This window comes from Kitasatospora sp. NPDC002551 (genome assembly GCF_040296005.1).
In the GTDB taxonomy this organism is placed as follows: domain Bacteria; phylum Actinomycetota; class Actinomycetes; order Streptomycetales; family Streptomycetaceae; genus Kitasatospora.
Window position 1 is genome coordinate 1 of sequence record NZ_JBEOWI010000044.1, and the last position, 23,867, is coordinate 23,867.

Here is a 23,867-nt window from a genome sequence, read left to right on the forward strand (position 1 = left end):
GACCACCCGCCTGACCGCCAGCCCCGACAAAGTCGGGCAATACCTCCGCCCGAAACCGCCTGCGGCGGCCTAAATCAGTATCGAACGCCCTCTCACGGCCACCCTCGCCACCAAGGCCGGCGTCCTCGTCATGCCGGCCGCCGAGCGCGAGGACCTCCTCGCCCGCACCCGCGCCTACCTCGCCGCCCGCCCCGAGACCGCCGAGGGCGAGTTCACCCTCCCGATGCTCACCAGCGTCCTGCGCGTCCTGCGGCGGCCGTGACGGCGGTGGAGTGGGAAGCACCAGTACGGCCATCGGCGGACATCCGGCCAACACGAAGGCTTCACGCCATATCCTCGCCGCGTCCGCCGACCCCTGGAATAGGACGTCTACGAACGGCATGCTTGTCCCCAAGCAATCGCGGCAGCCGCCCGGTTGAAGGAGTGTCATACCTTCCCTTGGGGAGAAACCATGAAGAAGCCTGGCATTCTCGCGGCGATGGCCCTGGCCCTCGCCGCCACCCTGAGCCCCGTCGCCACCGCGCAGGCGACACCGACCCAGAGCGGGCCCGCCGGCGCCGGTGCGTCGAGCACCACCGAAGTCACCGCGAGTGCCGTCGCCAGTGGCACGGCCCGCGCCGCCGCCGAAGGCTGCCCCACCTCGCTCGACTGGGGCGCGCCCACCGTCATCGCCCTGTGCGGCACCATCGTCCGTGGTTGGACGTGGCCGGACGGTCGGCACGAGCACGCGGCCGTCGGTTCCGACCGCCAGGTCTGGCACACCTTCCAGACCAGCCCGAACGGACCGTGGTCCTCCTGGACCACCTTCGGCTCCGCCAGCAACGTCCTCGACGGCGTCGGGTCCGCGGTCGTCGGCGGAGTCCGCGCGGTCTCGGTGACCGGCAGCGACGGCCTCTACTGGTGCAACACCCTCGACGTCAACGGCAGCGGTGTCTGGAGCGACTGGCACCACTGCTGACAGGCCCCCGGGTAGCCGGGCGGGAGCTGGGGCGACTCAGCGGCGCCAGTTGCGCCAGTTCCCGCCCGTGTCGCGCTCCTTGTACCAGCTCCTGCCGTCCGTGCCGCGCACCTTCAGCTGCAGGTAGTTGCCACTGTGGGCGCTGATGACGGCGCGGAGGCGACCACGCCGCCCAGCGAGACCACAGGGCTCGGGGCCCCGGGCGCCGGCGGCCGGGGGCCGCTCCCAGCCTTTCCTTGATCGTTTCCGGGATCCCGGCGGCGCGTCACCGCCTACCGGCCGGTAACGTCCATGCGGCCAGGTCGGCGTGCCCCGCCGGTCCGTCAGGACTGCCCCCGGCGGTGGGCGTCGACCTCGATCTCGATGCGCATCGCGGGGTCCGCGAGGCCGCACACCATCATGGTGGCCGCCGGGCGGACGGCGCCGAAGGCGTGGCGCAGCGCCGGCCAGCAGGGCTCGAAGTCCGCGCGCTCGGGCAGCAGGTAGCGCACCCGGACGACGTCGGCGAAGGTGCAGCCGGCCTCCTCCAGGGCCGCGGCGATGTTGCGCAGGCACTGCTCGGCCTGCTCCACCACGTCGTCGGAGATGGTCATGGTGGTGTAGTCGTAGCCGGTCGTGCCCGAGACGTGGACGTGGTCGCCGACCACCACGGCCCGGGCGTAGCCGATCCGCTCCTCGAAGGTCGAACCGCTGAGGATCGCGCGTCGCTCTGTCATGGCTGCACGCTAGGCGGCCTGCGGCGATACCGTCCAATACGTGGTCGGCCGGCTTCTGATATCCCTAGGGATATGGCCGACCACCGCCCCGACCTGCCCCTTCCGCAGCTGCACGCCTTCACCGTGCTGGCCGAGGAGCTGCACTTCGGCCGCGCCGCCGCCCGGCTCGGCGTCGCCCAGCCGCCGTTCAGCCAGCAGATCGCCCGGCTGGAGGCGAAGGTCGGGTTCGCGCTGTTCACCCGCGGGCCGGGGCGGGTCGCGCTCACCCCGGCGGGCGTCGCGCTGCTGCCGGCCGCGCGGCAGGCGCTCGCCGGTCTCGCCGACGGGCTGGCCGCCGCGCGGGCGGTCGGCGGCGGGCGGGCGGGGCGGCTGCGGATCGGGTTCTCGGCCTCCCTCGCGCTGACCGTGCTGCCGGGGCTGCTCGGGACCTTCCGGTCGCGGTATCCGGGCGTGGAGCTGGAGATCCGGGAGATGACCACCGGCCCGCAGCTCACCGCGCTGCGCGAGCGCGTCATCGACGTCGGTCTGCTGCGCGAGCCCCCGGAGGACGACCCCGGACCGCTCGGCTTCCGCACCGTCCTCACCGAGCCGTTCGTGGCCGTGCTCCCGGCGGCGCACCCGTTGGCCGCCCGGCGGAGCGTCGCCGTGGCCGCGCTGGCGGGCGAGCCGTTCGTCCTGCTCCCCCGGGCCGACGGGCCTCAGCTGTACGACCGGATCACCGGTCTGTGCGGGGCGGCGGGTTTCGAGCCGCGGATCGTGCAGCACGCGGTGGAGTGGCAGACGGTGTGCGCGCTCGTGGGCGCGGGGCTCGGGGTGTCGCTCGCCCCGGCGAGCATCCGGCGCCTGCGGCTGCGGGAGGTCGCCTTCCGCCCCGTCGAACCGCGCACGGCCCGGACCGTCGTCGCCGTCGCCTGGCGGCGGGAGGACCGCAGCCCCCTGGTGGCGCAGCTGCTGGAGCTGGCGGCCGGCCCCTGACGCCGCGCCGCCTCAGCCCTCGTCGGCGGCCGGGTCGGCGGCCGGTCGGGGAACGAGACGGGGGACGAGGCGGACGTAGCCGACCATGCCGAGCACCTCCACCAGCGTCTGCGTCACGACGACGGACGCCGCCACGGCGAGCGTGCCGGGCAGGGCGAGGGCGAGCGGCAGGACGACCAGGGAGTTGCGGGTCGCGCCGGTGAAGACGATCGCCCGGGCGGCGCCGGTGCCGAGCCGGAAGAGGCGGGCGACGGCCCGGCCGGCGAACGCCATCACGGCGAGGAACAGCACGTAGAAGGGGACGACGCCGGCGACGTCGGCGAGGCTGTCGCCGAGCTCGGGCACCTGGGAGGCGACCACGGTCAGCAGGGTGGCCGCCATCAGCGGCACCATCGTGGTGGTGGCGGCGTCGGCCGCCCGTCGCCCGGCCGGACGGCGGGCGCCCCAGGCCTGGAGCAGCCAGGCGAGGGCGAGCGGAACGGCGATCAGGGTGAGGAACGCCCGCAGGAACGGGCCGGGCTCGACGATCTCGGACAGCTCCGGGCCCATGAACAGGTAGAGGAACACCGGGAGCAGCAGCATCTGCGCCACCAGCAGCAGCGGGGTGGCGGCGAGCAGGCGGCGGTTGGAGCCGCCGGCCAGGCCGGAGAAGACGATGACGTAGTCGACGCACGGGCAGAGCAGGACCAGCAGCACCCCGATGCGGACGGCCCGGTCGTCGGGGAGGAAGGGGAACATCGCGGCCACCAGGAGGGGGACGACGGCGAAGTTCACCGTCAGCGCGGCGGCGAGGAAGCGGGTGTCGCGCAGCGAGCGCAGCAGCTCGGCGGCGGGGACCTGGAGGAAGGTGACGAACAGCAGGGCGGCGAGCACGGGGTTGATGGCGTGCTCCAGGCCGGGTCCGGCCCCCGGGGCCAGCCGGCCCAGCAGGCCGCCGAGCGCCATCGCGGCGAGGTAGACCGCCACCTGGTGCCGCTCCATCCGCTCGACCGGGCCACCGCCGTCCTGCGGTCCCTGCTGCGACACCCGACTGCTCCCCACGCTTCGACGCCGGGCCGCCGGCGATGGCGGGCCGGCGTCCATCCTCGCAGGTCAGAGGGGACTACTGGTCGTCCGGGCAGGAGGCCTTGCGGCGCTTGTCGAACTCCTTGGCGGTGAGCAGTTTGTAGTCCCAGTCCCAGCCGCCGGCCGCCCACTTGCCGGCGGGCAGGGTGAGCAGCACGTCGCCGGGGACGGTGACGCTCAGCGCGCGGTTGCGGACCACCTCGACGGTGTAGCGCTTGTCGGCGCTGATGCCGCCGGTGAGCCGGCCGTACGCCATCCAGCCGGGCGGGAGGCCGCCGAGGTCGACGGTCTCCAGGGCGTTCGTGGCGGAGCGGCCCTCGCGCGGGCGGACGTCGACCTTCTCGGAGCCGGGGAAGACCTTCACGCGGATGGTGTGCAGGCGCTCGTCGCGGCAGACGCCGGTGCGGACGACCAGCCGGCCGGCGTCCAGGCGGACGGCGATCAGCTCCTCCTGCTTGGGCTCCGGCCCTCCGCAGCCGACCACCGCCGCCGCGGCCACCGTCACGGCCGCCGCCACCACTGACCCCACCCCGCGTCGCCGCACCCCGTGCCTCCTCCGCACCCGCCCACTCCGACCCGACCCGACCCGACCCGACCGATCCTGCCCCACGGCGGTCGCGCTCCGCGCAGGAGGGACCGGTGGACGGCACGGAGGGATGGCGGAGGGGCGGTCGGAAGGAGGGGCGGGGCGGCGGGACCGGGCCGTACAAGGGGAAGCTGTACGGCCCGGCCCGCCGAGCGCCGGAGGCGGTGCGGGTCAGCTCGCCGACGCGGTGGTGCGGCCGGTGACGGAGCGCAGCAGCACGGCGAGGCCGACCAGGACGATGCCGAACCAGACCGCGCTGGTGACGCCCGTGTGATCGGCGAACAGGCCGCCGACCAGGGCGCCCAGGGCGATGCAGGTGTTGTAGGCCATGGTGTTGAGCGACATCGCCGCCTCGAAGGTCTCGGGCGCGGCGGCCAGCGTCATGGTGATCTGGCTCAGCTGGACGACGCCGAAGGCGATGCCCCACAGCAGCATGGCCGCGATCACACCGACCTCGTCGGATCCGACGGTCAGCAGCAGCACGAGGGCGCCGATCAGGAGCAGGCCGCCCTCGACGAAGCCGCCCCGCAGGCTCCTGGTGACCGCCCGGCCGCCGAGGACGTTGCCGATCGCGCCGCCGAAGCCGAACACGATGAGCACGACGGTGACGAAGCCCACCGAGGCGGAGGCCCTCTCCTCCAGGTAGGGGCGGACGAAGGTGTAGGCGCCGAAGTGGCCGAGGACGAAGAACACCACCATGACCAGCACCACCCGCAGCGAACCGTTCCTGACGGGCAGTCCGAACACCTCGCGGACCGGGACCGCGTTCGCCGACGGCAGCGACGGGACGGTGACGGCGACGGCGAGCAGCGCCAGGGCGCTGAGGCCGGCCCAGATCAGGAAGGTGGTGTGCCAGGAGCCCGCGCTCTCCAGCAGGGTGCCGAGCGGGATGCCGACGACGGTCGCGATCGAGATGCCGGACATCACGACGGCGGCGGCCCGGTTGGCGTGCCGCTCCGGGACGATGCGCATCGCCATGCTGACGCCGATCGCCCAGAAGACCCCACTGGCGAAGCCCATGACCATGCGGGTGACCAGGATCAGCGGGTAGTTCGGGGCGGCCGAGGTGATCAGGTTGCCCAGCGCCAGGACGCCCAGCAGCGCGGTCAGCAGTTTGCGCCGGTCGACCCGGCGGGTCCAGGCCACGATGAACGGCACGCCGAGGCCGGCCGCGACGCCCTGGGCGGTGACCATCAGGCCGACCGTGCCCACGGAGACGTCGAGGCTCTCGCCGAGCGGGGTGAGCAGGCCGATGGGCATCAGCTCGGTGGTGAGGAAGACGAACAGGCTGGCCGTGATGGCGGCCACGCCCGGCCAGCCTCCGGCCCCGGCTGCGCCGTTCCGCGGCGCGGCCGGCGCCCGGGTCTCTTCGTGTGTGGTCATCTCGGCTCTCCGGAGGGGTCGGGCTTCTTGCGGGGCGGGCGCTGGCCGAGCACGACCGCCAGGAGGACGACGCCGATGCCGAGGAGCTGGAGGACGGACGGCGTCTGGTCCTTGACGAGGTACCCCAGCAGCGTCGCGACGACCGGGCTGCCCAGGGCGAGGAAGGAGACCGCCGTGGCCGGCAGGCGTTCGATGCCCCGGAACCAGACCAGGTAGCTCAGGACCGCGCCCAGGCCGGCGAGGTAGGCGAAGCCGAGGACGTTGGAGCCGGTGAGGCCGTCGGGCATGTCCTCCAGCGCCAGCCAGAACGGCAGCAGCACCAGGCCGCCCGCGGTCAGCTGCCACCCGGTGAGGGTGAGCAGGCCGACGCCCTCGGGCCGGCCCCACCGTTTGGTCAGGGTGATGCCGGAGGCCATGCACAGCGCTCCGCCGAGGGCGGCGAGCACGCCGACGGCGTCCGGGGAGGCCGGGCCCCTGAAGACGAGCAGCGCCACGCCTCCCGCGCCCGTCGCGCCGGCCAGGGCGTGCAGGCCCCGGACCCGCTCGCCGAGGAACACGGCGGCCAGGACCACCACGAACACCGGCTGCGCCGACATGATCACCGCGGCGATGCCGCCCGGCAGCCGGTAGGCGGCGACGAAGAGCAGGAAGTTGAACGCGCCGATGTTCAGCACGCCCAGCACCGGCGCCCGCCACCACCAGGTGCCGACGGGCAGCCGCCGGCCGAGGGCGACCAGGAACAGGCCGCCGGGCAGCGCCCGCACGGTGGTGGCCAGCAACGGCCTTTCGGGCGGCAGCAGTTCGGTGGTCACCAGGTAGGTGCTGCCCCAGACCGTCGGTGCGAGGGCGGTCAGGGCGGCCGTGGGTGCGGTCGCTAGTCCCACGCGGTGTCCCTCACCCGCGGGTTCGGGTCGGTGGCGGCCGCGGCCGTCCCGGATCGGGGTGGAGCGGTACACATGACGGTCCTTCCGGCGGCGCGGACCCGCGAAGGCGCACGGGCGCGCCCCGGCGGTCGCGGCCAGGTCAGGGGATTCGAAGGAAGGGGCACCGGCGGATCGATCGCCCGGCGCGGTGGTCCTCAGTCTCCGGCCGCGCGCATCGATGAGTCCAACACATGCTTGTCACCCGATGCATCGCGTATCACGATGGATCGATGGATCTCCAGCAGATGCGGTACGTCATCGCGGTGGCCGAGACGAACAGCTTCACCCGGGCCGCCCAGCGCTGTCTGGTGGTGCAGTCCGCGCTCAGCCATCAGATCGCGCGGCTGGAGAAGGAGTTGGGCGCGAGGCTGTTCGAACGCACCAGCCGCCGGGTGCGGTTGACACCGGCCGGCGCGGCCTTCCTGCCCGCCGCCCGTCAGTGCCTGGACGCGGCGGAGCGGGCGGCCACCGAGGTGGCGGCGGCCGTCGGGGAGGTGCGCGGGAGCCTCAGGGTGGGGGTGATCCCGACCGTCGCCGCGGTGGACGTCCCGGCCGTGCTCCGGGAGTTCCACCGGCGCCATCCCGGGGCCCGGGTCAGCCTCGGTGTGGGGGCGAGCGACGAACTGGCCGAGCAGGTCCGGCAGGGCGAGATCGAGGTGGCCTTCCTCGGCATCCCGGTCACGGCCCGCCCCCGGGGCGTGTCGGCGCGGGAGCTGGCCCGGGAGCGGCTGGTGGCCGTGGTCTCCCCGGACCACCCGCTGGCCGGGGAGAGCCCGGTCGACCTGCGGCGGCTGGCCTCGGAGGTGTTCGTGGACCTCCCGGCGAAGACGGCCGGGCGGGCCCAGTCCGACCTCGCCTTCGCGGCCGCCGGGCTCACCCGCGAGGTCGCCTTCGAGGTGACCAACGCCGACTACCTGGCCCGGCTGGTCGGCGCGGGCCTGGGGGTGGCGCTGCTGCCGCCCTCGTACGTCGCGGGGCTGAGCGGCATGGTGACGATCGAGGTCACGGACGCGCCGTCGCGCGCCGAGTACGTGATCTGGGGCCGGGAGAGCCCGCGCCCGGCGGCCGCCGCGTTCCTGGCGCTGCTGGGTCTCCCCGAGGAGCCGAGAACGGATTGACCAACGGCGCGGCGCTTCAGCGCAGTTGCGCGCGTGATCGTTGTGACCGCCGCCTCCGGCGCCCCCGGACGGCCCGTGCCCGACCGCCCGCTCGGCCGCCGGCCCACGCGCACCCCGCTCGCCGCCTCCGCCCAGCCGCAGAGGCGGGTCCGCCTGGAGCGGCGGATCGCTCAGAAGGCGGCCGCGTCCAGGGCGTCGCCCAGCGAGGCGTAGCAGACGCAGAGCAGCAGCCAGACGCCGAGGCCGGTGGTGACGGCGGCGAGGATCCGGCCCCAGCGGCCGCGCCGCTCCCGGGGGCGGCGCAGCTGCCGCAGGCCGAGCACGACCGTCAGCACGGCGACGGCGCCCAGGGCATGGGCGAGCAACGGGCTCTGTTCGTAGCCGAGTTCGGCGAGCAGGAAGAGACCGATCAGGGAGCCGGTGGTCAGCACCGCGAGGAGCGTGCCGAGGACGGCCTCCCCCGCCAGCTCCAGCAGGAACTCGCCGATCGCGTGCAGGCAGCCGCGCGCGGGCCCGTGCGGCGGGTCGGTCACCGGCGTCGGGTCCCCCGGCTGGTGCGCGGGCCGCTGCCCGGCGAGGCCGTCGCCCCCGGCCGCCGCGTCGTGTCGCTCCACGTCCCTCCACCCCTTGTCGGGCGGAGGCTAGCACGCGGCGCGCGGCGGCCGGGGGCTTCCGTCAGGGCCGGCGGGTGGGGGGTTCGGTCGGCGGGCGGTCGTCCAGGAGGGCCTGGCCGAGGGGGGTGAGGGTGTGGCGCACGCCGGAGCCGGTGCGTTCGGTGGTGAGCAGACCGGCGGCGCGCAGCACGGTGGCGTGGTGGCTGGCGGTGGCGGCGGACGTCCCGGTGCGGCGGGCGAGTTCGGCGGTGCCGGCCGGGTCGGCCGCCGCCCGCAGGGTGCGGGCCCGGGTGGCGCCCAGCAGGGCGACCAGCGCGCCGGCCGGGTCCGCGGCGGACGCGGCCCAGACGGTCCGGTAGGTGGCGAGGTCGCGGGCCAGCGGGTAGTGCAGCACGAGCGGGTGCTCCGGTCCGCGGTTGTCGGTCAGGGCGAGCGGCTCGGGCCAGAAGAAGGTGGGCACCAGCACGATGCCGGTCCCGCGCAGCCGCACGTCCACGTCCAGCGGGCAGGGCACCGTCAGCACCGGTGACTCCCAGCGGATGTCCGGGTGCAGCGAGCCGAGCAGGCCGTCCAGTCCGCTGTCGGCCACGGCCAGCGCCCGCAGGGTCCGCTCGGTGTGCGCGGCCGCCAGCAGCTGCGACCAGTACGGGGCCACCGCGAAGGCGTGGTACTCGCGGAGCCTGCGGTCGACGACGGTGCGCCACTCCCGGGAGCCGCCGTGCAGTTCGCGCACCCAGCGGGGCGTCCCCGGCCGCAGGTACTCCAGGACCCGCAGATCCGCCGCCCACCGCCGGCGCGACAGCGACCAGGTGTGCTCCAGGCTGTCCGGCAGGCTGTCGGTGGCGGCGTGCAGAAAGGCCTCCGGCGCCCCCGCCGCCCCCGCGGCGGTCGCCAGTTCGAACAGCATCCCCTGTTCCGGGCGCAGCCGTTTGCGGGTCCTGCTGCGCCATCCCTCCAGGGCCGCTCCTCCCACGTCGCGGGCCTGTACCAGTGACAGGCTCAGGACCGTCTCGGCGAGCGGGTCGGGTGCCCGCGCGATCCGGACCCTGGTCAGGTCGTCGTGGGTGAAGTGGATACGCAGCAATCCGGTCCCTTCCGTCGGCCTCCCGGCGGGGTGCGGCGATGTCCCGGACTCGCCCCCGCCGATCCCTGCGGCCCCGGGAGGCCGCAGGGCCCACCGTAGGCGGAACGTTCGGGCGCGTCGGGCGCGTTGCCCGGCTCTGACCGCTTCGTGGCACGCCCCGGACATTGCCCCGCCCGAATTCGATGCAGCTCGAATGGTCTTGGGACGAACTCCGTCGGTTCGTGAGACTGACCGTCGGGGGTGCCCCACCGCGGCGCCCCGACCCCCCAGCCGAGGAGTGCACCGATCATGCGAATCACCCGTCGGTCCGCCGTCCGTTCCGGTGTCGTCGCGGGCACCCTGCTCGCCGGCGCGACCCTGCTCGCCGCCCCGGCGCAGGCCGCGCCGGTGCTGCACGGTTACGCCAACATCGTCCAGGGCAAGTGCCTCGACATCCAGGGCGCTTCCACCGCCGAGGGCGCGATGCTCCAGGAGTTCAGCTGCAAGAACGCCTCGAACCAGCGGTTCTGGACGGACGACGCCGCCGTCGGCGGGACGGAGATCCGGGTGCAGAGCTCGTTCCTCTGTATCGAACCGACCACGCCGAACTCCTACAGCAGCGTCATCCAGCGACAGTGCTCCGGCGCCGACACCCAGCGCTGGGAGCTGACCCCGGCCGGCGTCAACGCCGTCACCATGAAGAACAAGGCGTCCGGCCTGTGCCTGCAGGACTGGCTGTCGGGCGACGGCAGCCGGCGCCAGGTGAACATGATGCCGTGCAACGGCAGCGCCTACCAGCAGTGGTCGCTGCGCTGATTCCGGCGCCGCGTTCCCGGCACGGCCGTCAGGCGGCCGTGCCGGGGGCGGTGGTGGAGCCGGCCTGGAGGCCCAGGGTGCGTTCGGCCTTGGTCACGGCGGCGCGGTAGTAGAGGGAGGCGAGTTCGGCGTCGTCCGAGTCCTGCTGGAAGTACCCGTAGCCGAGCGCGACGTCACCGAGGCGTTCGATGCCGAGGTAGCCGACGAGCCGGGTGCCGGCGAGGGTGCCGTCGAGGCGGACGGCCGGGGCGTCCTGGCGGTCACCGAGGGCGACCGGGGTGACGGTGAAGGTCACGCTCTCGCCGGTGTCGCTGCTGAAGTCGATGCTGGGGCATTCGGTGAACGCGGAGTCGACGGTGTCGAGGTCGGCGGCCAGCTCCCCGGACTCCTCCGCGGTGAGGAACTCGGTGATCAGCGGGTAGCCGTCCGGGCCCTCGAACTGGACCTCCTGGTACGGGCTCTGGGCGCGACTGGGCAGTTCCTCGGTCACCGTGCCGTTGAGCAGGGCGCGCAGGGCGTCGCAGCCGGCCAGCGGGGTGGCGCCGGCGCTGGGGCTGGGGCTGGGGCTGGGGCTGGAACCGTCCTCGGGCTCGGGGCTCTCGGTGTCCAGCGGGATCTCGGTGAAGTCGGGGCCGAGTTCGGCCGCGGTCAGCAGGGCCGCCCTGAGCTGCTCGTCGGTGGGTGGCTGGGCGGCGGCGCCGACGGCGCTCAGGGGTACGTCCGCGCTCGCGGGCGGGGCCGCGGTCGCGGGCGGGGCCGGCGAAGCGGCGGCGAGCTGGGCACCGCCGAGGGTGAGCGCCGTGGTGACGGCCACCGCGGTGAGGGCGGAGAGAGGCCTCGGGAGGGACATGCGGGCCCCCGGTCGAGAGGTCGGGCAGGGACAGGCGTCCAGTGTCCCACCGGGGGCTCCGACCCGCCCGCCCGGCGGGCATCACCGCAGTTCAGGAGGGGTTTACCGAGGCCGGGGGCAGCTGGTCGACGGTCTCCGCGAGCCAGCGCACCCAGAAGGTCTCCAGGCCGATCCCGGCCCGCAGCACGGCGTGCTGGAGCGGGTCGCCGTCCGGCTCCGCGCCGGCCGGGAAGTCGCGCCGCTCGATCTCCTCGTAGTGCTCCAACTGCTCACGGTGCCGGGCGAGATGGCGGCGCAGCTCGGCGTCGAGCCCGGCCGTGCCGACCACGGCGGCGGCGCGCAGCCGCAGCAGCAGCGGGTCGCGGATCGGCCGGGGGGCGTCCGCGGCGGCCGTCCACCGCCGCAGTTCGGCGCGGCCGGCGGGCAGCACCTCGTACTCCTTCTTCTGCCCGCGCACCGGCCCGGCCTGCGGGAGCGCCCGGATCAGGCCGGCGGTCTCCAGGCGGCCCAGTTCGCGGTAGATCTGCTGGTGGGTGGCGGACCAGAAGAAGCCGATCGACTTGTCGAACCGCCGGGTCAGCTCCAGCCCGGAGGACGGCTTCTCCAGCAGGGCGGTGAGGATGGCGTGCGGCAGCGACATGCACCGAATCCTAAGGCGGGCCCTGGAGACGTGTGCGATGCGTCGCCGCCGCACGCGTGCGGGGTGCATACGGGTACGTGCGTGCGGGGTGCGTGCGGGTGCGTGCTCAGAGGGTGGCGGCGAGTTCGGTGCCCTGCTTGATGGCGCGCTTGGCGTCGAGTTCGGCCGCCACGTCGGCGCCGCCGATGAGGTGCGGGGTGACGCCGAGCGCGCGCAGGGCGGCATCAAGGTCGCGGCGCGGCTCCTGGCCGGTGCAGAGCACCACGGTGTCGACGGGCAGCAGCTGCGGCTCGCCGTCGAGGGTGAGGTGCAGGCCGGCGTCATCGATCCGCTCGTACGACGCGCCGGCGACCATGGTGACGCCGCGGTGCTTCAGCTCGGTGCGGTGGATCCAGCCGGTGGTCTTGCCGAGCCCGGCGCCGACCTTGCCGGCCTTGCGCTGCAGCAGGTGGACCCGGCGCGGCGGCTCGGGACGCTCCGGGCGGGCGAGGCCGCCGCGCTCGCGGTACTCCTCGTCGATGCCCCAGTGGCGGCGGTGCACGGCCGGGTCCAGGCTCGCCGCGTCGCCCGCGTCGGTGAGGTACTCGGCGACGTCGAAGCCGATGCCGCCCGCGCCGATGACCGCCACCCGCTCGCCGACGGCCGCACCGTCGCGCAGCACGTCGAGGTAGCCGAGCACGCTGGGGTGGTCGACGCCCGGCAGGTCGGCGGGGTCGGGCACGCGCGGGGTGACGCCGGTGGCGAGGACCACCTCGTCGAAGCCCTCGGCGGCGAGTTCGGCCGCCTCCACCCGGGCACCGAGGCGCAGTTCCACGCCGAGGGAGTCGAGGCGGTGGCGGTAGTAGCGCAGGGTCTCGGCGAACTCCTCCTTGCCCGGGATGCGGCGGGCGATGTCGAGCTGGCCGCCGATGGTGTCGGCCGCGTCGAACAGGGTGACCCGGTGGCCGCGTTCGGCGGCGGTGACGGCGCACGCGAGGCCGGCCGGTCCGGCGCCGACGACGCCGATCCGCCTGGCGAGCCGGGTCGGGGCGAGGACCAGCTCGGTCTCGTGGCAGGCGCGCGGGTTGACCAGGCAGGAGGTGATCTTCCCGCTGAAGGTGTGGTCGAGGCAGGCCTGGTTGCAGCCGATGCAGGTGTTGACGGCCTCGGGGCGGCCCTCGGCGGCCTTGGCGACGAAGTCGGGGTCGGCGAGCAGCGGGCGGGCCAGCGAGACGAGGTCGGCGCAGCCGTCGGCGAGCAGTTGCTCGGCCAGCTCCGGGGTGTTGATCCGGTTGCTGGTGACCAGCGGGACGGACACCGAGCCCATCAGCTTCCTGGTCACCCAGGCCCAGGCGCCGCGCGGCACCGAGGTGGCGATGGTGGGGATGCGGGCCTCGTGCCAGCCGATGCCGGTGTTGATGAGGGTGGCACCGGCCTCCTCGACGGCCCGGGCGAGGCGGATCACCTCGTCGAGGGTGGAGCCGCCGGGGACGAGGTCGAGCATGGAGAGCCGGTAGACGAGGATGAAGTCGGGGCCGACCCGCTCGCGGACCCGGCGGACGATCTCGACCGGGAAGCGCATCCGGTTCTCGTAGGAGCCGCCCCAGGCGTCCTCGCGGTGGTTGGTGGCGGCGGCGGTGAACTCGTTGATCAGGTAGCCCTCGGAGCCCATGATCTCGACGCCGTCGTAGCCGGCCCGCCGGGCGAGTTCGGCGCAGCGGGCGAAGTCGTCGATGGTCCGCTCGACCTCGTCGGCGCTCAGGGCGCGGGGCGGGAAGGGGCTGATCGGGGCCTGGACGGCACTGGGGGCGACCAGGCCGGGGTGGTAGGCGTAGCGGCCGAAGTGCAGGATCTGCAGCGCGATCCGGCCGCCGGCGGCGTGCACGGCGTCGGTGACCACGCGGTGCCGGTCGGCCTCCCGCTCCGTGGTGAGCATGGCGCCGCCGTCCCACGGGCGGCCGGCCTCGTTGGGGGCGATGCCGCCGGTGACGATGAGGCCGACGCCGCCGCGGGCGCGTTCGGCGTAGAAGGCGGCCATCCGCTCGAAGCCGTCCGGGGCCTCCTCCAGGCCGACGTGCATGGAGCCCATGATCACGCGGTTGGGGAGGGTGGTGAAGCCGAGGTCGAGCGGGCGCAGCAGGTGCGGGTAGGGCGCCTGCGGGGCTTCGGTGGCGGCGGTCGTCGTCACGGGGTCTCCTGGGACGGGCGGGGGCGGCCCCGGGGGGCTGGTGGTTACCACACGGTAGGGGACGGGGATCCGCTTATGCAACCAGTTGCATAGGTGATCCGCGGAACACGTGCGGAGGCCGCTGCGGACTTTCGCTGACGGATCATCAGTTCACGTCGTATCGTCGACGCTACGACGGACGGGGCCGGTCGGCCCGGCGAGGAGGACGGTCGTGCGGGGTGGATCGGTCGCCGTGGTCGGCGGCAGCGTCGCGGGGTGCGCGTTCGCGCGGGCGGCGGCCCGGGGCGGCGCCGAGCGGGTCACCGTGCTGGAGCGCAGCCCGGGGCACCTGGAGGACCGCGGGGTGGGCCTGTGCGTCGTGCTGGACCGCTACGACGAACTGGTGCGGGCCGGGCACCTCGACGACGGCATCCGCCACCACCCCGTCACCGCCCGGCACTGGGTGGCCCGCGGCGAGGACGGCGACCCGCGCGGGCGGGTGCTGTGGGTGCAGCCGATGGCCATGCACTCCTACCACTGGGGCGTGCTCTGGCAGGGGCTGCGCGAACGCATCCCGGACGGCGTGGAGTTCCGGCCCGGCACGGCCGTCACGGCGGTCGGCGGGGGCGGTGCCGGTGGCGGTGCCGGTGGCGGTGCCGGTGGCGGTAGCGGCTCCGGTTCGGGCGACGTCGGCGCCGGGCCCGCGTGGGTGGAGACGGCGTCCGGCGGGCGCGAGGAGTACGACCTGGTGGTCGGCGCCGACGGCCACCGCTCGGTGGTGCGCGCCGCCGTCTGCCCCGAAGCCCGGTCCGAGTACGCCGGGTACGTCGCCTGGCGCGGCAGCTTCGACGCCCGGCTGCTCGACACCCTCCCGGGCGGCGCGGCCCGCTGGCCCGAGGAGGAGGTGATCACCGTCTGCTACCCCGGCGGCCAGGTCGTCCTCTACCGCATCCCCGGGCTCACCCCCGGCTCCACCCTGGTCAACTGGGTCTTCTACGCCCCCGCGCCCGCCTGGCTGCGGCGCGCCGACGAGGACTCCGACCCGCTCGGCTTCCCGGTCGGCGCGCTCGACACCGCCCGTCACGGCGAACTGGCCGAACTCGCCGAACGCGTCCTGCCGCCGTACTGGGCGGGCGTGGTCGCCCTCACCCCGGTCGAACGGATCCTGCTCCAGCCGATCCACGACCTCGCGACCCCGCGCCGCACCGCCGGGCGCCTGCTGCTGGCCGGCGACGCGGCCACCCTCGTCCGCCCGCACACCACCAGCGGCGCGGCCAAGGCGCTGCAGGACGCCTGCGCCTTCGAGGACGCCTGGCGGGCGGCCGACGACTGGGCCGGACTGCTGCCCGGCTACGACCTCGAACGCGGCGAGGCCGGGCGCGCCCTGGTGGACCTCAGCCGCCGGCTCGGCCGGGCGCAGGTCACCGGGGCACCCGACTGGTCGGCCATCGACGGGCCGGGGATGGCCGCGTGGTGGCGCGGACAGCTGGGCACCTCGGGCGGGTTCGGCGGCCTGGCACTGGACCGGAAGCCGAACCCGCCGTCGGCCGACGGGAACTGACCCGCCGTCACCGCTCGGATCAGACGTTCACGCCGTAGTCGGTGGCGATGCCGCGCAGGCCGGAGGCGTAGCCCTGGCCGATCGCGCGGAACTTCCACTCGGCGCCGTTGCGGTACAGCTCGCCGAAGACCATCGCCGTCTCGGTGGAGGCGTCCTCGGTGAGGTCGTAGCGGGCGATCTCCTGGCCGTTGGCCTGGTTGACGATCCGGATGAAGGCGTTGCGCACCTGCCCGAAACTCTGGAACCGGGCATCCGCGTCGTAGATCGACACCGGGAAGACCACCCTGACCACGTCGGCCGGGACGGCCTCCAGGTCGACCTTGATCTGCTCGTCGTCGCCGTCGCCGCCACCGGTCAGGTTGTCGCCGCTGTGCTCGACCGAACCGTCCGGGCTGCGCAGGTTGTTGAAGAAGACGAAGTGCTGGTCCGAGACGACCTTGCCGTGCGCGGTGCAGAGCAGCGCACTCGCGTCCAGGTCGTAGTCGGCGCCGGTGGTGGTACGGACGTCCCAGCCGAGCCCGACGATGACGGCCGTCAGCCCCGGCGCTTCCTTGGTCAGCGAGACATTGCCGCCCTTGGCCAGCGAAACTCCCACGATTGCCCTCCTCGGTCGCTCTCTCTGCCGAAGAATCTACAGCACTGTAGAGATCACGGGCATCCGTTGCCCGAGGACGACAGCATCCGGGCCACGTGGTCCGGCAGCAGACAGGCCTGGCGGGCCAGCAGCTCGACGAAGGCCGCCGTCAAGGCGTCCGGCCTGGTGCGGGTGTACGCCACCAGCGGCCGCCGTACCGGCGGTTCGGGCCGGCGCACCAGCCCGTCGAACCCGGTCGGCACGATGTTCGCCGGCACCAGCGCCGGCCCCAGTCCGGCCGCCGCGAGCAGCGGCGCCGCCGCCGTCTGCTCGGTGCGCACCGCCGCCCGGGGCCGGAACCCGGCCTCCGCGCAGGCCGCGTCCAGCAGGTCCGCCAGACCGTTGCCCGGGGCGTAGTGCACCCAGTCGCGTCCGGCCAGCGCCGCCAGCGGCACCCGGCCCGCCGCCGCCGGCCCGTCCTCCTCGCCTTCCTCCGGAAGAACCAGGACGAACTCCTCCACCCCCAGCTCCCGGACCGGCCCCTCCCAGTCCGCCGGCGGCGTCCCCACCGCCACGTCCGCCTGCCCGGCCGCCATCGCCGCCCGCAGCTCCTCGGTGTGCGCGAACTCCCGCAGCCGGATCCGCACCGCCGGATGCGCGGCCCGCCAGGCCCGCAGCACCGGCGGCAGGATGCCCAGGCTCACCGAGTACACCGTCGCCAACTCCAGTTCCCCGCCCGCGAGTCCGGCCGCCTGCCGGGCCGCCGCGCGCAGCCGCTCGGCGTCCGCCAGCGCCGCCCGCGCGTGCGGCAGCACCGCCCGCCCCATCGGCGTCAGCCGCACCGCCCGCGGCAGCCGCTCCAGCAGCGGCCCGCCGACCGCCTTCTCCAGCGCCCGCACCTGGTGCGACAGCGCGGGCTGGGTGACGTGCAGCAGCTCGGCGGCGCGGGTGAAGGAGCCGGTGTCGACGACGGTCACCAGGTACTCGAACTGCCGGAGGGTAGCCATGCACACAGTTTATGGCTTTCCCAGAAAACAAGCCTTGGACGCATCACCGCTGCTCGGCGCAGCCTTTCCCCATGACGAACACCAACACCGACACCGAGCTCCCCCTCGCCTCCCGCCGCGTCGTCGTGGTCGGCGCCGGCTCGCACACCGGCCGCGCCCTCGCCCACGCCGCCTCCGCCGCCGGAGCCGAACTGATCCTCGCCGGCCCGGACCCGCGCAAGCTGGAGTGGACGGCCGGCGAACTGTCCGGCCCCGCCAAGGTCGTCCCCGTCGACCTCGCCGACGAGGCCTCCATCGCCGCCCTCGCCGCCGCCACCGGCCGCTTCGACCACCTGGTCTCCACCGCCGCCATGCCCGCCAACGGCCCGCTCGCCGAGCTCGAACTCGCCGACGTCCACCGGGCGTTCGCCGCCAAGGTCTACGGCCCGCTGCTGCTCGCCAAGCACCTCGCCCCGAACGCCGCCACCGACACCCCCGACGGCGCCTCGTTCACCTTCTTCTCCGGCGTCGCCGCCTGGCGCCCGGCCCCCGCCCGCACCGTGATGGCCACCACCAACGGCGCCCTCGCCTTCCTCGTCCAGGCCCTCGCCGTCGAGATCGCCCCGGTCCGCGTCAACGCCGTCTCCCCCGGCATCGTCGACACCGGCGCCTGGGACCGCCTGGGCGCCGACAAGGCCGCCTTCCTCCACTCCACCGCCACCCGCAACCCCGCCCGCCGCACCGGCACCACCGACGACCTGGTCCGCGCCGTCCACTTCGCCATGACCAGCCCCTTCGTCACCGGCACCACCCTCCACATCGACGGCGGCGCCCGCCTGGCCTGAGCGCCGGCCGCGGCTAATCGAGGTACGGCGACTCGAACTCGTCGACTCGGAGGCCGGACTCGCGGACCACCCGGACGGCTTCCTCCGGCGAGTGCGCGGCGCCGAGGTACATGTAGTAGTCGTAGCCGAAGTGCACGAAGAAGCCGCCGTCACCGACGAGCCTGCACCAGACGAACTCCTCGCGCAGAATCGACCTCGCCAGCTCGATCGCCTCGTCGAGCGCCAGCCGGTCCCCCTCGGCGACCCGCTGCCACCACGGGCTCTCGGGGTAGACCTCCAGCCCGTCGACCCGCAGCCCGGTCACCCCCTGCACCGCCGCGAACCGGCGGACGGCCGCGAGATACCGCCCCTCCGTCTCCAGGTACTCCGCTTCGGTGAGCACCTCCCCACCGAAGCTCCCACCGATGTCGGACATCGCCGTCCACGCCGGCACCGTCCCCGCCCGCTCCTCCGCCGAGTACTTCACCACCCGGTACTGGAACACCGGCCCGCCCCCAACCCTCCGCCAACCCGCCAACCCGCCAACCCGCCAACCTACCGACCGGTCCACCACCCCAGGACACACCTCGGCCGCGGAGAGAACCCTCCCCGCGGCCGAGGTCAGCATGCGTCCCGAACGAAATCGCCAATCGGGGTCCAGGCCAGGCGATGCCGCTCGCCGCCCACGCAGGTCATGCAGGGTGAGGGCCGCTCGGCACACACCCGGCGCCCGAGAGCTCCGACCCGCACGGGCACCACCGCCACAGCGGTTTTCGTGCAAGATCATTGCCATTGCCGCACTCTCGGACACCTTGGCGGGTTGGTCGTAGACTGACCGTGTTTCCGCCGGACCGGTCGGGAGGCCCCCATGCGTCAGCGGCACAGCTTCCACCTCGACCGGGGTGGCCGTTCCGTCACGGTGAACGTCCGCTCCGGGTGGATCACCGAGACCGAGGTGCTGGTGGACGGCAAGGAGGTGGCCTTCCACCGGGTGCACGGTCACGGGGTGTACCCGCTCGCGCTCGCCGCGGAACTGCCGGGGCCGCCGGAGGGGCCCGGGCGGCCGGTGGCGGTGCGGCTGGAGCGGACCGGCGTGGCGGAACGGCCGCTCGACTGCACGCTGGAGCTGGGCGGGGCCGTGCACCCGATGGAGGAGCGGACGGAGCGCTGAGCCCTCAGCCCAGCTCCGCCGCGATCCCCTCCACCGCCGCCCGCGCCCGCTCCGCGTCCGCCGGGACGAGGCCGATCCGGGTGCGCCGGTGCAGCACGTCCTCGGCGTCCAGCGCGCCCTCGTGGGTGAGCGCGTACGCGATCTCGGCGCGGCTGACGTCGATCCCCTCCGCGACCGGCGCGCCGTACCCGGCGCCCAGCAACTCCTCCCCCGCCGCCAGCACTTCGCGCGCCGCGCCGCCGTGCCGGGCGAGCAGCGAGGCCGCCACCTCGCCCTCCGGCACCGGGCGGCTGTCGCGGTGGCCGGGTGCGCCGACCAGCGGCAGGCGGGCCGTCCAGCAGGCGCGGGCGGGCAGGCCGCGCAGCCGGACGGCGGTGTCCACCGCGTCCTCGGCCATCCGGCGGTAGGTGGTGAGCTTGCCGCCGACCACGGTGATCACGCCGTCCGGCGACTCCAGGACGGCGTGCTGCCGGGAGAGGTCGGCGGTGGCGCCGTCGCCGGTGTCGATCAGCGGCCGCAGTCCGGCGTAGGCGCCGCGCACGTCGGCCCTGGTCAGGGCGGTCTCCAGGGCGGCGTTCACGGTGTCGAGGAGGAAGTCCAGCTCGGCCTCGGTGGGCTGCGGCTCGTCGGGGATCGGGCCGGGGGCGTCCTCGTCGGTGAGGCCGATCGCCACCCGGCCGAGCTGCTGCGGCAGCGCGAAGACGAAGCGGCTGGTGGAGCCGGGGACGGGCACGGTGAGCGCGGCGGCGGGCCGGCCGAGCGCGGCCGCGTCGACCACCAGGTGGGTGCCCCGGCTGGGGCGCAGCCGGATGGACGGGTCCACCTCGCCCGCCCACACGCCGGTGGCGTTGACGACGGCGCGGGCGCCGAGGAGAAACGATTCGCCGGTCAGGGTGTCGGTGAGCCGGGCGCCGGTCCCGGTCACCTGCTCGGCGCGCACCCGGGTCAGCACGGACACCCCGTACTGCGCCGCCGTGCGGGCCAGTGCCACCACCAGGCGGGCGTCGTCGACGAGTTGGCCGTCATGGGCGACCAGCGCGCCGGACAGCCCGGTGCCGCGCAGGCCCGGCACCAGGGCGCGGGCCCGGGCGGCACCCACCTTGCGCACCCGCGGCAGCAGGCTGCCCGGGGTGCCGGCGCTCAGCCGCAGCGCGTCGCCGGCGAGGAAGCCGGCCCGGACCAGGGCGGTCTGCGCGGGCTTCATCAAGCCGTCCAGCAGCGGCACCAGTTGGGGCAGTGGACGGACCAGGTGCGGGGCGGTGCGGGTCATCAGCACACCGCGCTCGACGGCGCTCTCGCGGGCCACGCCGATCCGCCCGGAGGCGAGGTAGCGCAGGCCGCCGTGGACGAGCTTGGAGCTCCACCGGCTCGTCCCGAAGGCGAGGTCACGGGCCTCGACCAGGGCCACGCAGAGCCCGCGCGCGGCCGCGTCCAGGGCGACGCCCACGCCGGTCACCCCGCCGCCGATCACCAGCAGGTCGACGGCCGGCCCGGCGGCGAGCGCGTCGAGGTCCAGCTCCCGGCGGCGGGCGGTGAGTCGGGTGGTCCCGGCGAAGGGCCCGGCGGTGGTGGTCATCTGCGGTCTCCGTAGCGGCTCGGGGTCGTCGGGTTCACGGCGTGGGACAGCCGTCAGGAGCGCGGGTTCACGGCGCGATACAGCCCGTCAAGGCGCGGGTTCACGGCGCGAGGTAGCCGTCGAGGGCGCGGGCGAGTTCGCGCCGCCAGGCCGGCTCGGGCAGCAGCGAGGCCACCATGCGGTGCGACTGGACGGTGGACTGGGCGATCAGCAGCACCATCGCGGCGAGCTCGACCGGCTCGCCGGCCCGGATCGAGCCGTGCCGCTGCCCCTCGGCGATGCCGGCCTCCAGCGCCTCCAGCAGCCCGCGCTGGCTCTCGCCGAGGCGCTCGACCACGTACTCGAAGAGCGTGTCGGAGTCGGCCGAGCGCAGCAGCGCGCCGAGCACCGGGTGGTCGCGCAGCCGGACGGCCACCTCGACGACGCCCTCGACGAACGCGGCCCGGTCGGCGCCGGCGAGCCGGACGGCGTCCCGGGTGGCCCCGATCTCGCGGGTGAGCAGCGCGCCGATCACCGCCCGCACGTCCGGCCAGCGCCGGTAGACGGTCGGCCGGCTCACCCCGGCACGGCGCGCGATCTCAGCCAACTGGGTTCGGCGCACGCCGAGTTGGACGATCAGCTCGGCGGCGGCGTCGAGGATCGCGTCGTCGGTTCCGCGCGGTTCGGCGGACGGTCCGGGGCCTCCGGGGCCATCGTTACTACTTGACATGATGTGTAAAACTGTAACGCATGACCCCCGAGAAGCAAGCAGCGCCGGCCGGAGCCGCCGCGCTGCCCCTCCCCCCGATGAAGTGGGACGCCTGGGGCGACCCGGCCCTCGCCAAGGAGCTGTCCGCCGACATCAAGGGCCTGCTCGCCGCCGCCCTCGGCGTCACCGGCGACGCCGCCCCCGGCCCGGACGCCTCGGAGGTCGTGCTGCGGCCCTCCGCCCTCACCCCCGAGGACCTCGCGGCGCTCGTCGCCGTCGTCGGCGAGGCCCACGTCGGCACCGCCGACGCCGACCGGCTCCCGCGGGCCGGCGGCAAGTCCACCCCCGACCTGCTGCGCCGCCGCTCGCGCGCGCCGCAGGACGCGCCCGACGCCGTGGTGCTGCCCGGCGGCGAGGAGGAGATCGCCGCGCTGCTCGCCGTCTGCGCCGAGCGCCGGATCGCGGTCGTGCCGTTCGGAGGCGGCACCAGCGTCGTCGGCGGGCTGGAGCCGCGGCGCGACGGGTTCGCCGCCGTCGTCTCCCTCGACCTGCGCCGCCTCGACGGGCTGCTCGACCTCGACGAGACCTCCGGCGAGGCGCTGCTCGGCGCCGGCCTCACCGGCCCGGCCGCGGAGGCGCTGCTCGCCGAGCGCGGCTTCGAACTCGGCCACTACCCGCAGAGCTTCCGCTTCGCCACCATCGGCGGCTTCGCGGCCACCCGTTCCTCCGGGCAGAACTCGGCCGGCCACGGGCGGTTCGACGAGATGGTGCGCGGCCTGCGCGTCGTCACCCCGGCGGGCGTGCTGGACCTCGGCCGCGCCCCCGCCTCCGCCGCCGGCCCGGACCTGCGCGAGCTGTTCCTCGGCTCGGAGGGCACCCTCGGCGTGATCACCGCCGTACGGGTGCGGGTGCACCCCGTGCCGGCCGTCAAGGCGTACGAGGCCTGGTCGTTCGCCGACTTCGTCACCGGCACCGCCGCGCTGCGCGCCGTCGAGCAGCAGGACACCGGACCGACCGTCATCCGGCTCTCCGACGAGGCCGAGACCATGGTCAACCTCGCGATGACCGACAAGATCGGCGGCGAGGCCGCGGTGACCGGCTGCCTGGCCGTCACCGTCTTCGAGGGCACCGCCGAGCAGGTAGCCGCCCGCCACCAGCTCACCCGCGCCGCCCTGCTCGCCGCCGGCGGCACCTCGCTCGGCGAGGCGCCCGCCCGGGCCTGGGAGCACGGCCGGTTCAACGCCCCCTACCTGCGCGACTCGCTGCTCGACGCGGGGGCGCTGTGCGAGACGCTGGAGACCGCCACCAACTGGCAGCAGCTGCCGGCCCTGCGGTTCGCCGTCACCGCCGCGCTGACCGAGGCGCTGCCCGGCGCCCTCGTCCTGTGCCACATCTCGCACGTCTACCCGACCGGCGCCTCCCTCTACTTCACCGTGGTCGCCGCGCTCGGCGAGGAGCCGCTGGAGCGCTGGGGCGCCGCCAAGCGCGCCGCCTGCGACGCCATCGTGCGCTCGGGCGGCACCATCACCCACCACCACGCGGTGGGCACCGACCACCGCCCCTGGATGGCGCAGGAGATCGGCGAGGTCGGGGTACGCATCCTGCGCGCCGTCAAGGCCGAGCTGGACCCGGCCGGCATCCTCAACCCGGGCAAGCTGATCCCATGAGCGGCCGGAGAACCATCGCCCGCGTCGTTCTCCTCACCAACCCCGCGGCGGCCGCCGGCCACTCCGAGCTGGCCGCCCGCCGCGCCACCGCCCGCCTGCGCGCCCACGGCATCACCGTGGACGCGCGGGCGGGGACCTCGGCCGCCGACTCGCTCGCCCTCGCGCGCTCGGCCGTCGCCTCCGACTCCTGCGACGCGCTGGTGGTCGTCGGCGGCGACGGGATGATCAACCTCGCGCTGCAGGCCGTCGCCGCCACCGCCACCCCGCTCGGCGTCGTACCGGCGGGCACCGGCAACGACCACGCCCGCGCGCACGGCCTGCCCCGCGACGACGCCGAGGCCGCCGCCGACGTCATCGCCGCCGGCCACACCCGCACCGTCGACCTCGGCCGGATCACCGGCGCGGACGGCACCACCCGGTGGTTCGGTTCCGTGCTCGCCAGCGGCTTCGACTCCCTGGTCAGCGACCGCACCAACCGGCTGCGCTGGCCGCGCGGCCGGATGCGCTACCACCTCGCGATCGCCGTCGAGTTCGCCAACCTCCGCCCGCTGCCGTTCCGGATCACCCTCGCCGACGGCACCGTGATCGGCCGCGACCTCACCCTCGCCGCGGTCGGCAACACCAGCAGCTACGGCGGCGGCATGCTCATCTGCCCCGGCGCCGACCCCGCCGACGGCCTGCTCGACGTCACCCTCGTCGACGCCATGCCCCGCCGGCGCATCGCCCGTTTCTTCCCCACCCTCCTCAAGGGCACGCACATCACCCACCCCCAGGTCACCACCCACCGCACCCCGTCCCTGCACCTCTCCTCCCCCGCCATCACCGCCTACGCCGACGGCGAGTTCATGGCCCCGCTCCCGCTCACCGTCAGCGCCGTCCCCGCCGCCCTCCACCTGCTCACCCCGGCGCCCTGAGCACGGCCGCCCGGCACGGGGGCGGCGGGGCGCAGCCGTGGTCGCGGATGCGG

25 protein-coding genes are annotated in these 23,867 nt (G+C 74.9%); 10 read left to right on the forward strand and 15 right to left on the reverse strand.

Annotation, left to right across the window (positions count from 1 at the left end; genetic code table 11):
* Positions 1 to 130 precede the first annotated feature (130 nt).
* Both ABT093_RS29690 and ABT093_RS29695 read left to right on the forward strand, forming a co-directional pair.
* Complete coding sequence (locus ABT093_RS29690) at positions 131 to 262, forward strand: hypothetical protein (RefSeq protein ID WP_350569688.1); 132 nt, start codon at positions 131 to 133, stop codon at positions 260 to 262.
* A 189-nt stretch (positions 263 to 451) separates the two neighbouring features.
* Positions 452 to 958: a hypothetical protein gene (locus ABT093_RS29695; RefSeq protein ID WP_350569690.1), complete on the forward strand. Its 507-nt coding sequence runs from the start codon at positions 452 to 454 to the stop codon at positions 956 to 958.
* A gap of 323 nt (positions 959 to 1,281) precedes the next feature.
* On the opposite strand, the gene ABT093_RS29700 is transcribed toward ABT093_RS29695, so the two are convergent.
* Complete coding sequence (locus tag ABT093_RS29700; RefSeq protein ID WP_350569691.1) at positions 1,282 to 1,674, reverse strand: RidA family protein; 393 nt, start codon at positions 1,672 to 1,674, stop codon at positions 1,282 to 1,284.
* A gap of 72 nt (positions 1,675 to 1,746) precedes the next feature.
* Between ABT093_RS29700 and ABT093_RS29705 the strand changes: the two genes are divergently transcribed.
* Positions 1,747 to 2,649, forward strand: coding sequence for a LysR family transcriptional regulator (locus ABT093_RS29705; protein ID WP_350569693.1), 903 nt, complete (start codon positions 1,747 to 1,749; stop codon positions 2,647 to 2,649).
* Positions 2,650 to 2,661: 12 nt separating this feature from the next.
* Here ABT093_RS29705 and ABT093_RS29710 read toward each other — a convergent pair whose 3' ends face one another.
* The 4 genes from ABT093_RS29710 to ABT093_RS29725 form a co-directional block, all read right to left on the reverse strand.
* Positions 2,662 to 3,630, reverse strand: coding sequence for an arsenic resistance protein (locus tag ABT093_RS29710; RefSeq protein ID WP_350569789.1), 969 nt, complete (start codon positions 3,628 to 3,630; stop codon positions 2,662 to 2,664).
* A 121-nt stretch (positions 3,631 to 3,751) separates the two neighbouring features.
* Entirely contained in the window at positions 3,752 to 4,219 is a 468-nt protein-coding gene (locus ABT093_RS29715; RefSeq protein ID WP_350569695.1) for a hypothetical protein, read from the reverse strand.
* 252 nt (positions 4,220 to 4,471) lie between these two features.
* Positions 4,472 to 5,683 carry an MFS transporter gene (locus ABT093_RS29720; protein WP_350569697.1) on the reverse strand — a complete coding sequence of 404 codons (1,212 nt, stop codon included), beginning with the start codon at positions 5,681 to 5,683 and terminating at the stop codon, positions 4,472 to 4,474.
* Positions 5,680 to 6,567 carry an EamA family transporter gene (locus ABT093_RS29725; protein ID WP_350569699.1) on the reverse strand — a complete coding sequence of 296 codons (888 nt, stop codon included), beginning with the start codon at positions 6,565 to 6,567 and terminating at the stop codon, positions 5,680 to 5,682. The genes ABT093_RS29720 and ABT093_RS29725 overlap by 4 nt, the downstream gene beginning before the upstream one ends.
* 269 nt (positions 6,568 to 6,836) lie before the next feature.
* Here ABT093_RS29725 and ABT093_RS29730 point away from each other — a divergent pair, with 269 nt between their 5' ends.
* A complete protein-coding gene (locus tag ABT093_RS29730) occupies positions 6,837 to 7,724 on the forward strand; it encodes a LysR family transcriptional regulator (protein ID WP_350569701.1) in 888 nt (295 codons plus the stop codon).
* Positions 7,725 to 7,894: 170 nt separating this feature from the next.
* On the opposite strand, the gene ABT093_RS29735 is transcribed toward ABT093_RS29730, so the two are convergent.
* Positions 7,895 to 8,338 carry a hypothetical protein gene (locus ABT093_RS29735; RefSeq protein WP_350569703.1) on the reverse strand — a complete coding sequence of 148 codons (444 nt, stop codon included), beginning with the start codon at positions 8,336 to 8,338 and terminating at the stop codon, positions 7,895 to 7,897.
* Positions 8,339 to 8,399: 61 nt separating this feature from the next.
* Positions 8,400 to 9,422 carry an ArsR/SmtB family transcription factor gene (locus tag ABT093_RS29740; protein WP_350569705.1) on the reverse strand — a complete coding sequence of 341 codons (1,023 nt, stop codon included), beginning with the start codon at positions 9,420 to 9,422 and terminating at the stop codon, positions 8,400 to 8,402.
* A gap of 288 nt (positions 9,423 to 9,710) precedes the next feature.
* Here ABT093_RS29740 and ABT093_RS29745 point away from each other — a divergent pair, with 288 nt between their 5' ends.
* Complete coding sequence (locus ABT093_RS29745; protein ID WP_350569707.1) at positions 9,711 to 10,217, forward strand: RICIN domain-containing protein; 507 nt, start codon at positions 9,711 to 9,713, stop codon at positions 10,215 to 10,217.
* 28 nt (positions 10,218 to 10,245) lie between these two features.
* On the opposite strand, the gene ABT093_RS29750 is transcribed toward ABT093_RS29745, so the two are convergent.
* The 3 genes from ABT093_RS29750 to ABT093_RS29760 form a co-directional block, all read right to left on the reverse strand.
* On the reverse strand, positions 10,246 to 11,067 hold the full coding sequence (locus tag ABT093_RS29750; RefSeq protein ID WP_350569708.1) for a hypothetical protein: 822 nt from the start codon (positions 11,065 to 11,067) through the stop codon (positions 10,246 to 10,248).
* Positions 11,068 to 11,158: 91 nt separating this feature from the next.
* Positions 11,159 to 11,707 carry a PadR family transcriptional regulator gene (locus ABT093_RS29755; RefSeq protein ID WP_350569710.1) on the reverse strand — a complete coding sequence of 183 codons (549 nt, stop codon included), beginning with the start codon at positions 11,705 to 11,707 and terminating at the stop codon, positions 11,159 to 11,161.
* Between the two features lie 106 nt (positions 11,708 to 11,813).
* Positions 11,814 to 13,874, reverse strand: coding sequence for an oxidoreductase (locus ABT093_RS29760; protein ID WP_350569712.1), 2,061 nt, complete (start codon positions 13,872 to 13,874; stop codon positions 11,814 to 11,816).
* Between the two features lie 211 nt (positions 13,875 to 14,085).
* Here ABT093_RS29760 and ABT093_RS29765 point away from each other — a divergent pair, with 211 nt between their 5' ends.
* Positions 14,086 to 15,414 carry an FAD binding domain-containing protein gene (locus tag ABT093_RS29765; RefSeq protein WP_350569714.1) on the forward strand — a complete coding sequence of 443 codons (1,329 nt, stop codon included), beginning with the start codon at positions 14,086 to 14,088 and terminating at the stop codon, positions 15,412 to 15,414.
* Positions 15,415 to 15,433: 19 nt separating this feature from the next.
* Here ABT093_RS29765 and ABT093_RS29770 read toward each other — a convergent pair whose 3' ends face one another.
* Positions 15,434 to 16,009, reverse strand: coding sequence for a TerD family protein (locus ABT093_RS29770; RefSeq protein WP_350569716.1), 576 nt, complete (start codon positions 16,007 to 16,009; stop codon positions 15,434 to 15,436).
* A 53-nt stretch (positions 16,010 to 16,062) separates the two neighbouring features.
* Positions 16,063 to 16,995, reverse strand: a complete 933-nt coding sequence (locus tag ABT093_RS29775; RefSeq protein ID WP_350569718.1) for a LysR family transcriptional regulator — start codon at positions 16,993 to 16,995, stop codon at positions 16,063 to 16,065.
* A gap of 71 nt (positions 16,996 to 17,066) precedes the next feature.
* Between ABT093_RS29775 and ABT093_RS29780 the strand changes: the two genes are divergently transcribed.
* Entirely contained in the window at positions 17,067 to 17,819 is a 753-nt protein-coding gene (locus tag ABT093_RS29780) for an SDR family oxidoreductase (RefSeq protein WP_350569720.1), read from the forward strand.
* Between the two features lie 13 nt (positions 17,820 to 17,832).
* Here ABT093_RS29780 and ABT093_RS29785 read toward each other — a convergent pair whose 3' ends face one another.
* Complete coding sequence (locus ABT093_RS29785) at positions 17,833 to 18,303, reverse strand: hypothetical protein (RefSeq protein ID WP_350569722.1); 471 nt, start codon at positions 18,301 to 18,303, stop codon at positions 17,833 to 17,835.
* Positions 18,304 to 18,666: 363 nt separating this feature from the next.
* Here ABT093_RS29785 and ABT093_RS29790 point away from each other — a divergent pair, with 363 nt between their 5' ends.
* Entirely contained in the window at positions 18,667 to 18,969 is a 303-nt protein-coding gene (locus tag ABT093_RS29790; protein ID WP_350569724.1) for a hypothetical protein, read from the forward strand.
* A gap of 4 nt (positions 18,970 to 18,973) precedes the next feature.
* Here the strand turns inward: ABT093_RS29790 and ABT093_RS29795 are convergent, their stop codons facing one another.
* Both ABT093_RS29795 and ABT093_RS29800 read right to left on the reverse strand, forming a co-directional pair.
* Entirely contained in the window at positions 18,974 to 20,545 is a 1,572-nt protein-coding gene (locus ABT093_RS29795; protein ID WP_350569726.1) for a glycerol-3-phosphate dehydrogenase/oxidase, read from the reverse strand.
* A gap of 100 nt (positions 20,546 to 20,645) precedes the next feature.
* Positions 20,646 to 21,254, reverse strand: a complete 609-nt coding sequence (locus tag ABT093_RS29800; protein ID WP_350569727.1) for a TetR/AcrR family transcriptional regulator — start codon at positions 21,252 to 21,254, stop codon at positions 20,646 to 20,648.
* 20 nt (positions 21,255 to 21,274) lie between these two features.
* On the opposite strand from ABT093_RS29800, the gene ABT093_RS29805 reads away from it, so the two are divergent.
* Positions 21,275 to 22,900, forward strand: a complete 1,626-nt coding sequence (locus ABT093_RS29805) for an FAD-binding oxidoreductase (protein ID WP_502884344.1) — start codon at positions 21,275 to 21,277, stop codon at positions 22,898 to 22,900.
* The gene (locus ABT093_RS29810; protein ID WP_350569729.1) at positions 22,897 to 23,814 is read left to right on the forward strand and encodes a diacylglycerol kinase; all 918 of its coding nucleotides are present in this window, start codon (positions 22,897 to 22,899) and stop codon (positions 23,812 to 23,814) included. Before ABT093_RS29805 ends, ABT093_RS29810 begins: the two co-directional genes overlap by 4 nt.
* The last annotated feature ends 53 nt before the right edge of the window (positions 23,815 to 23,867 follow it).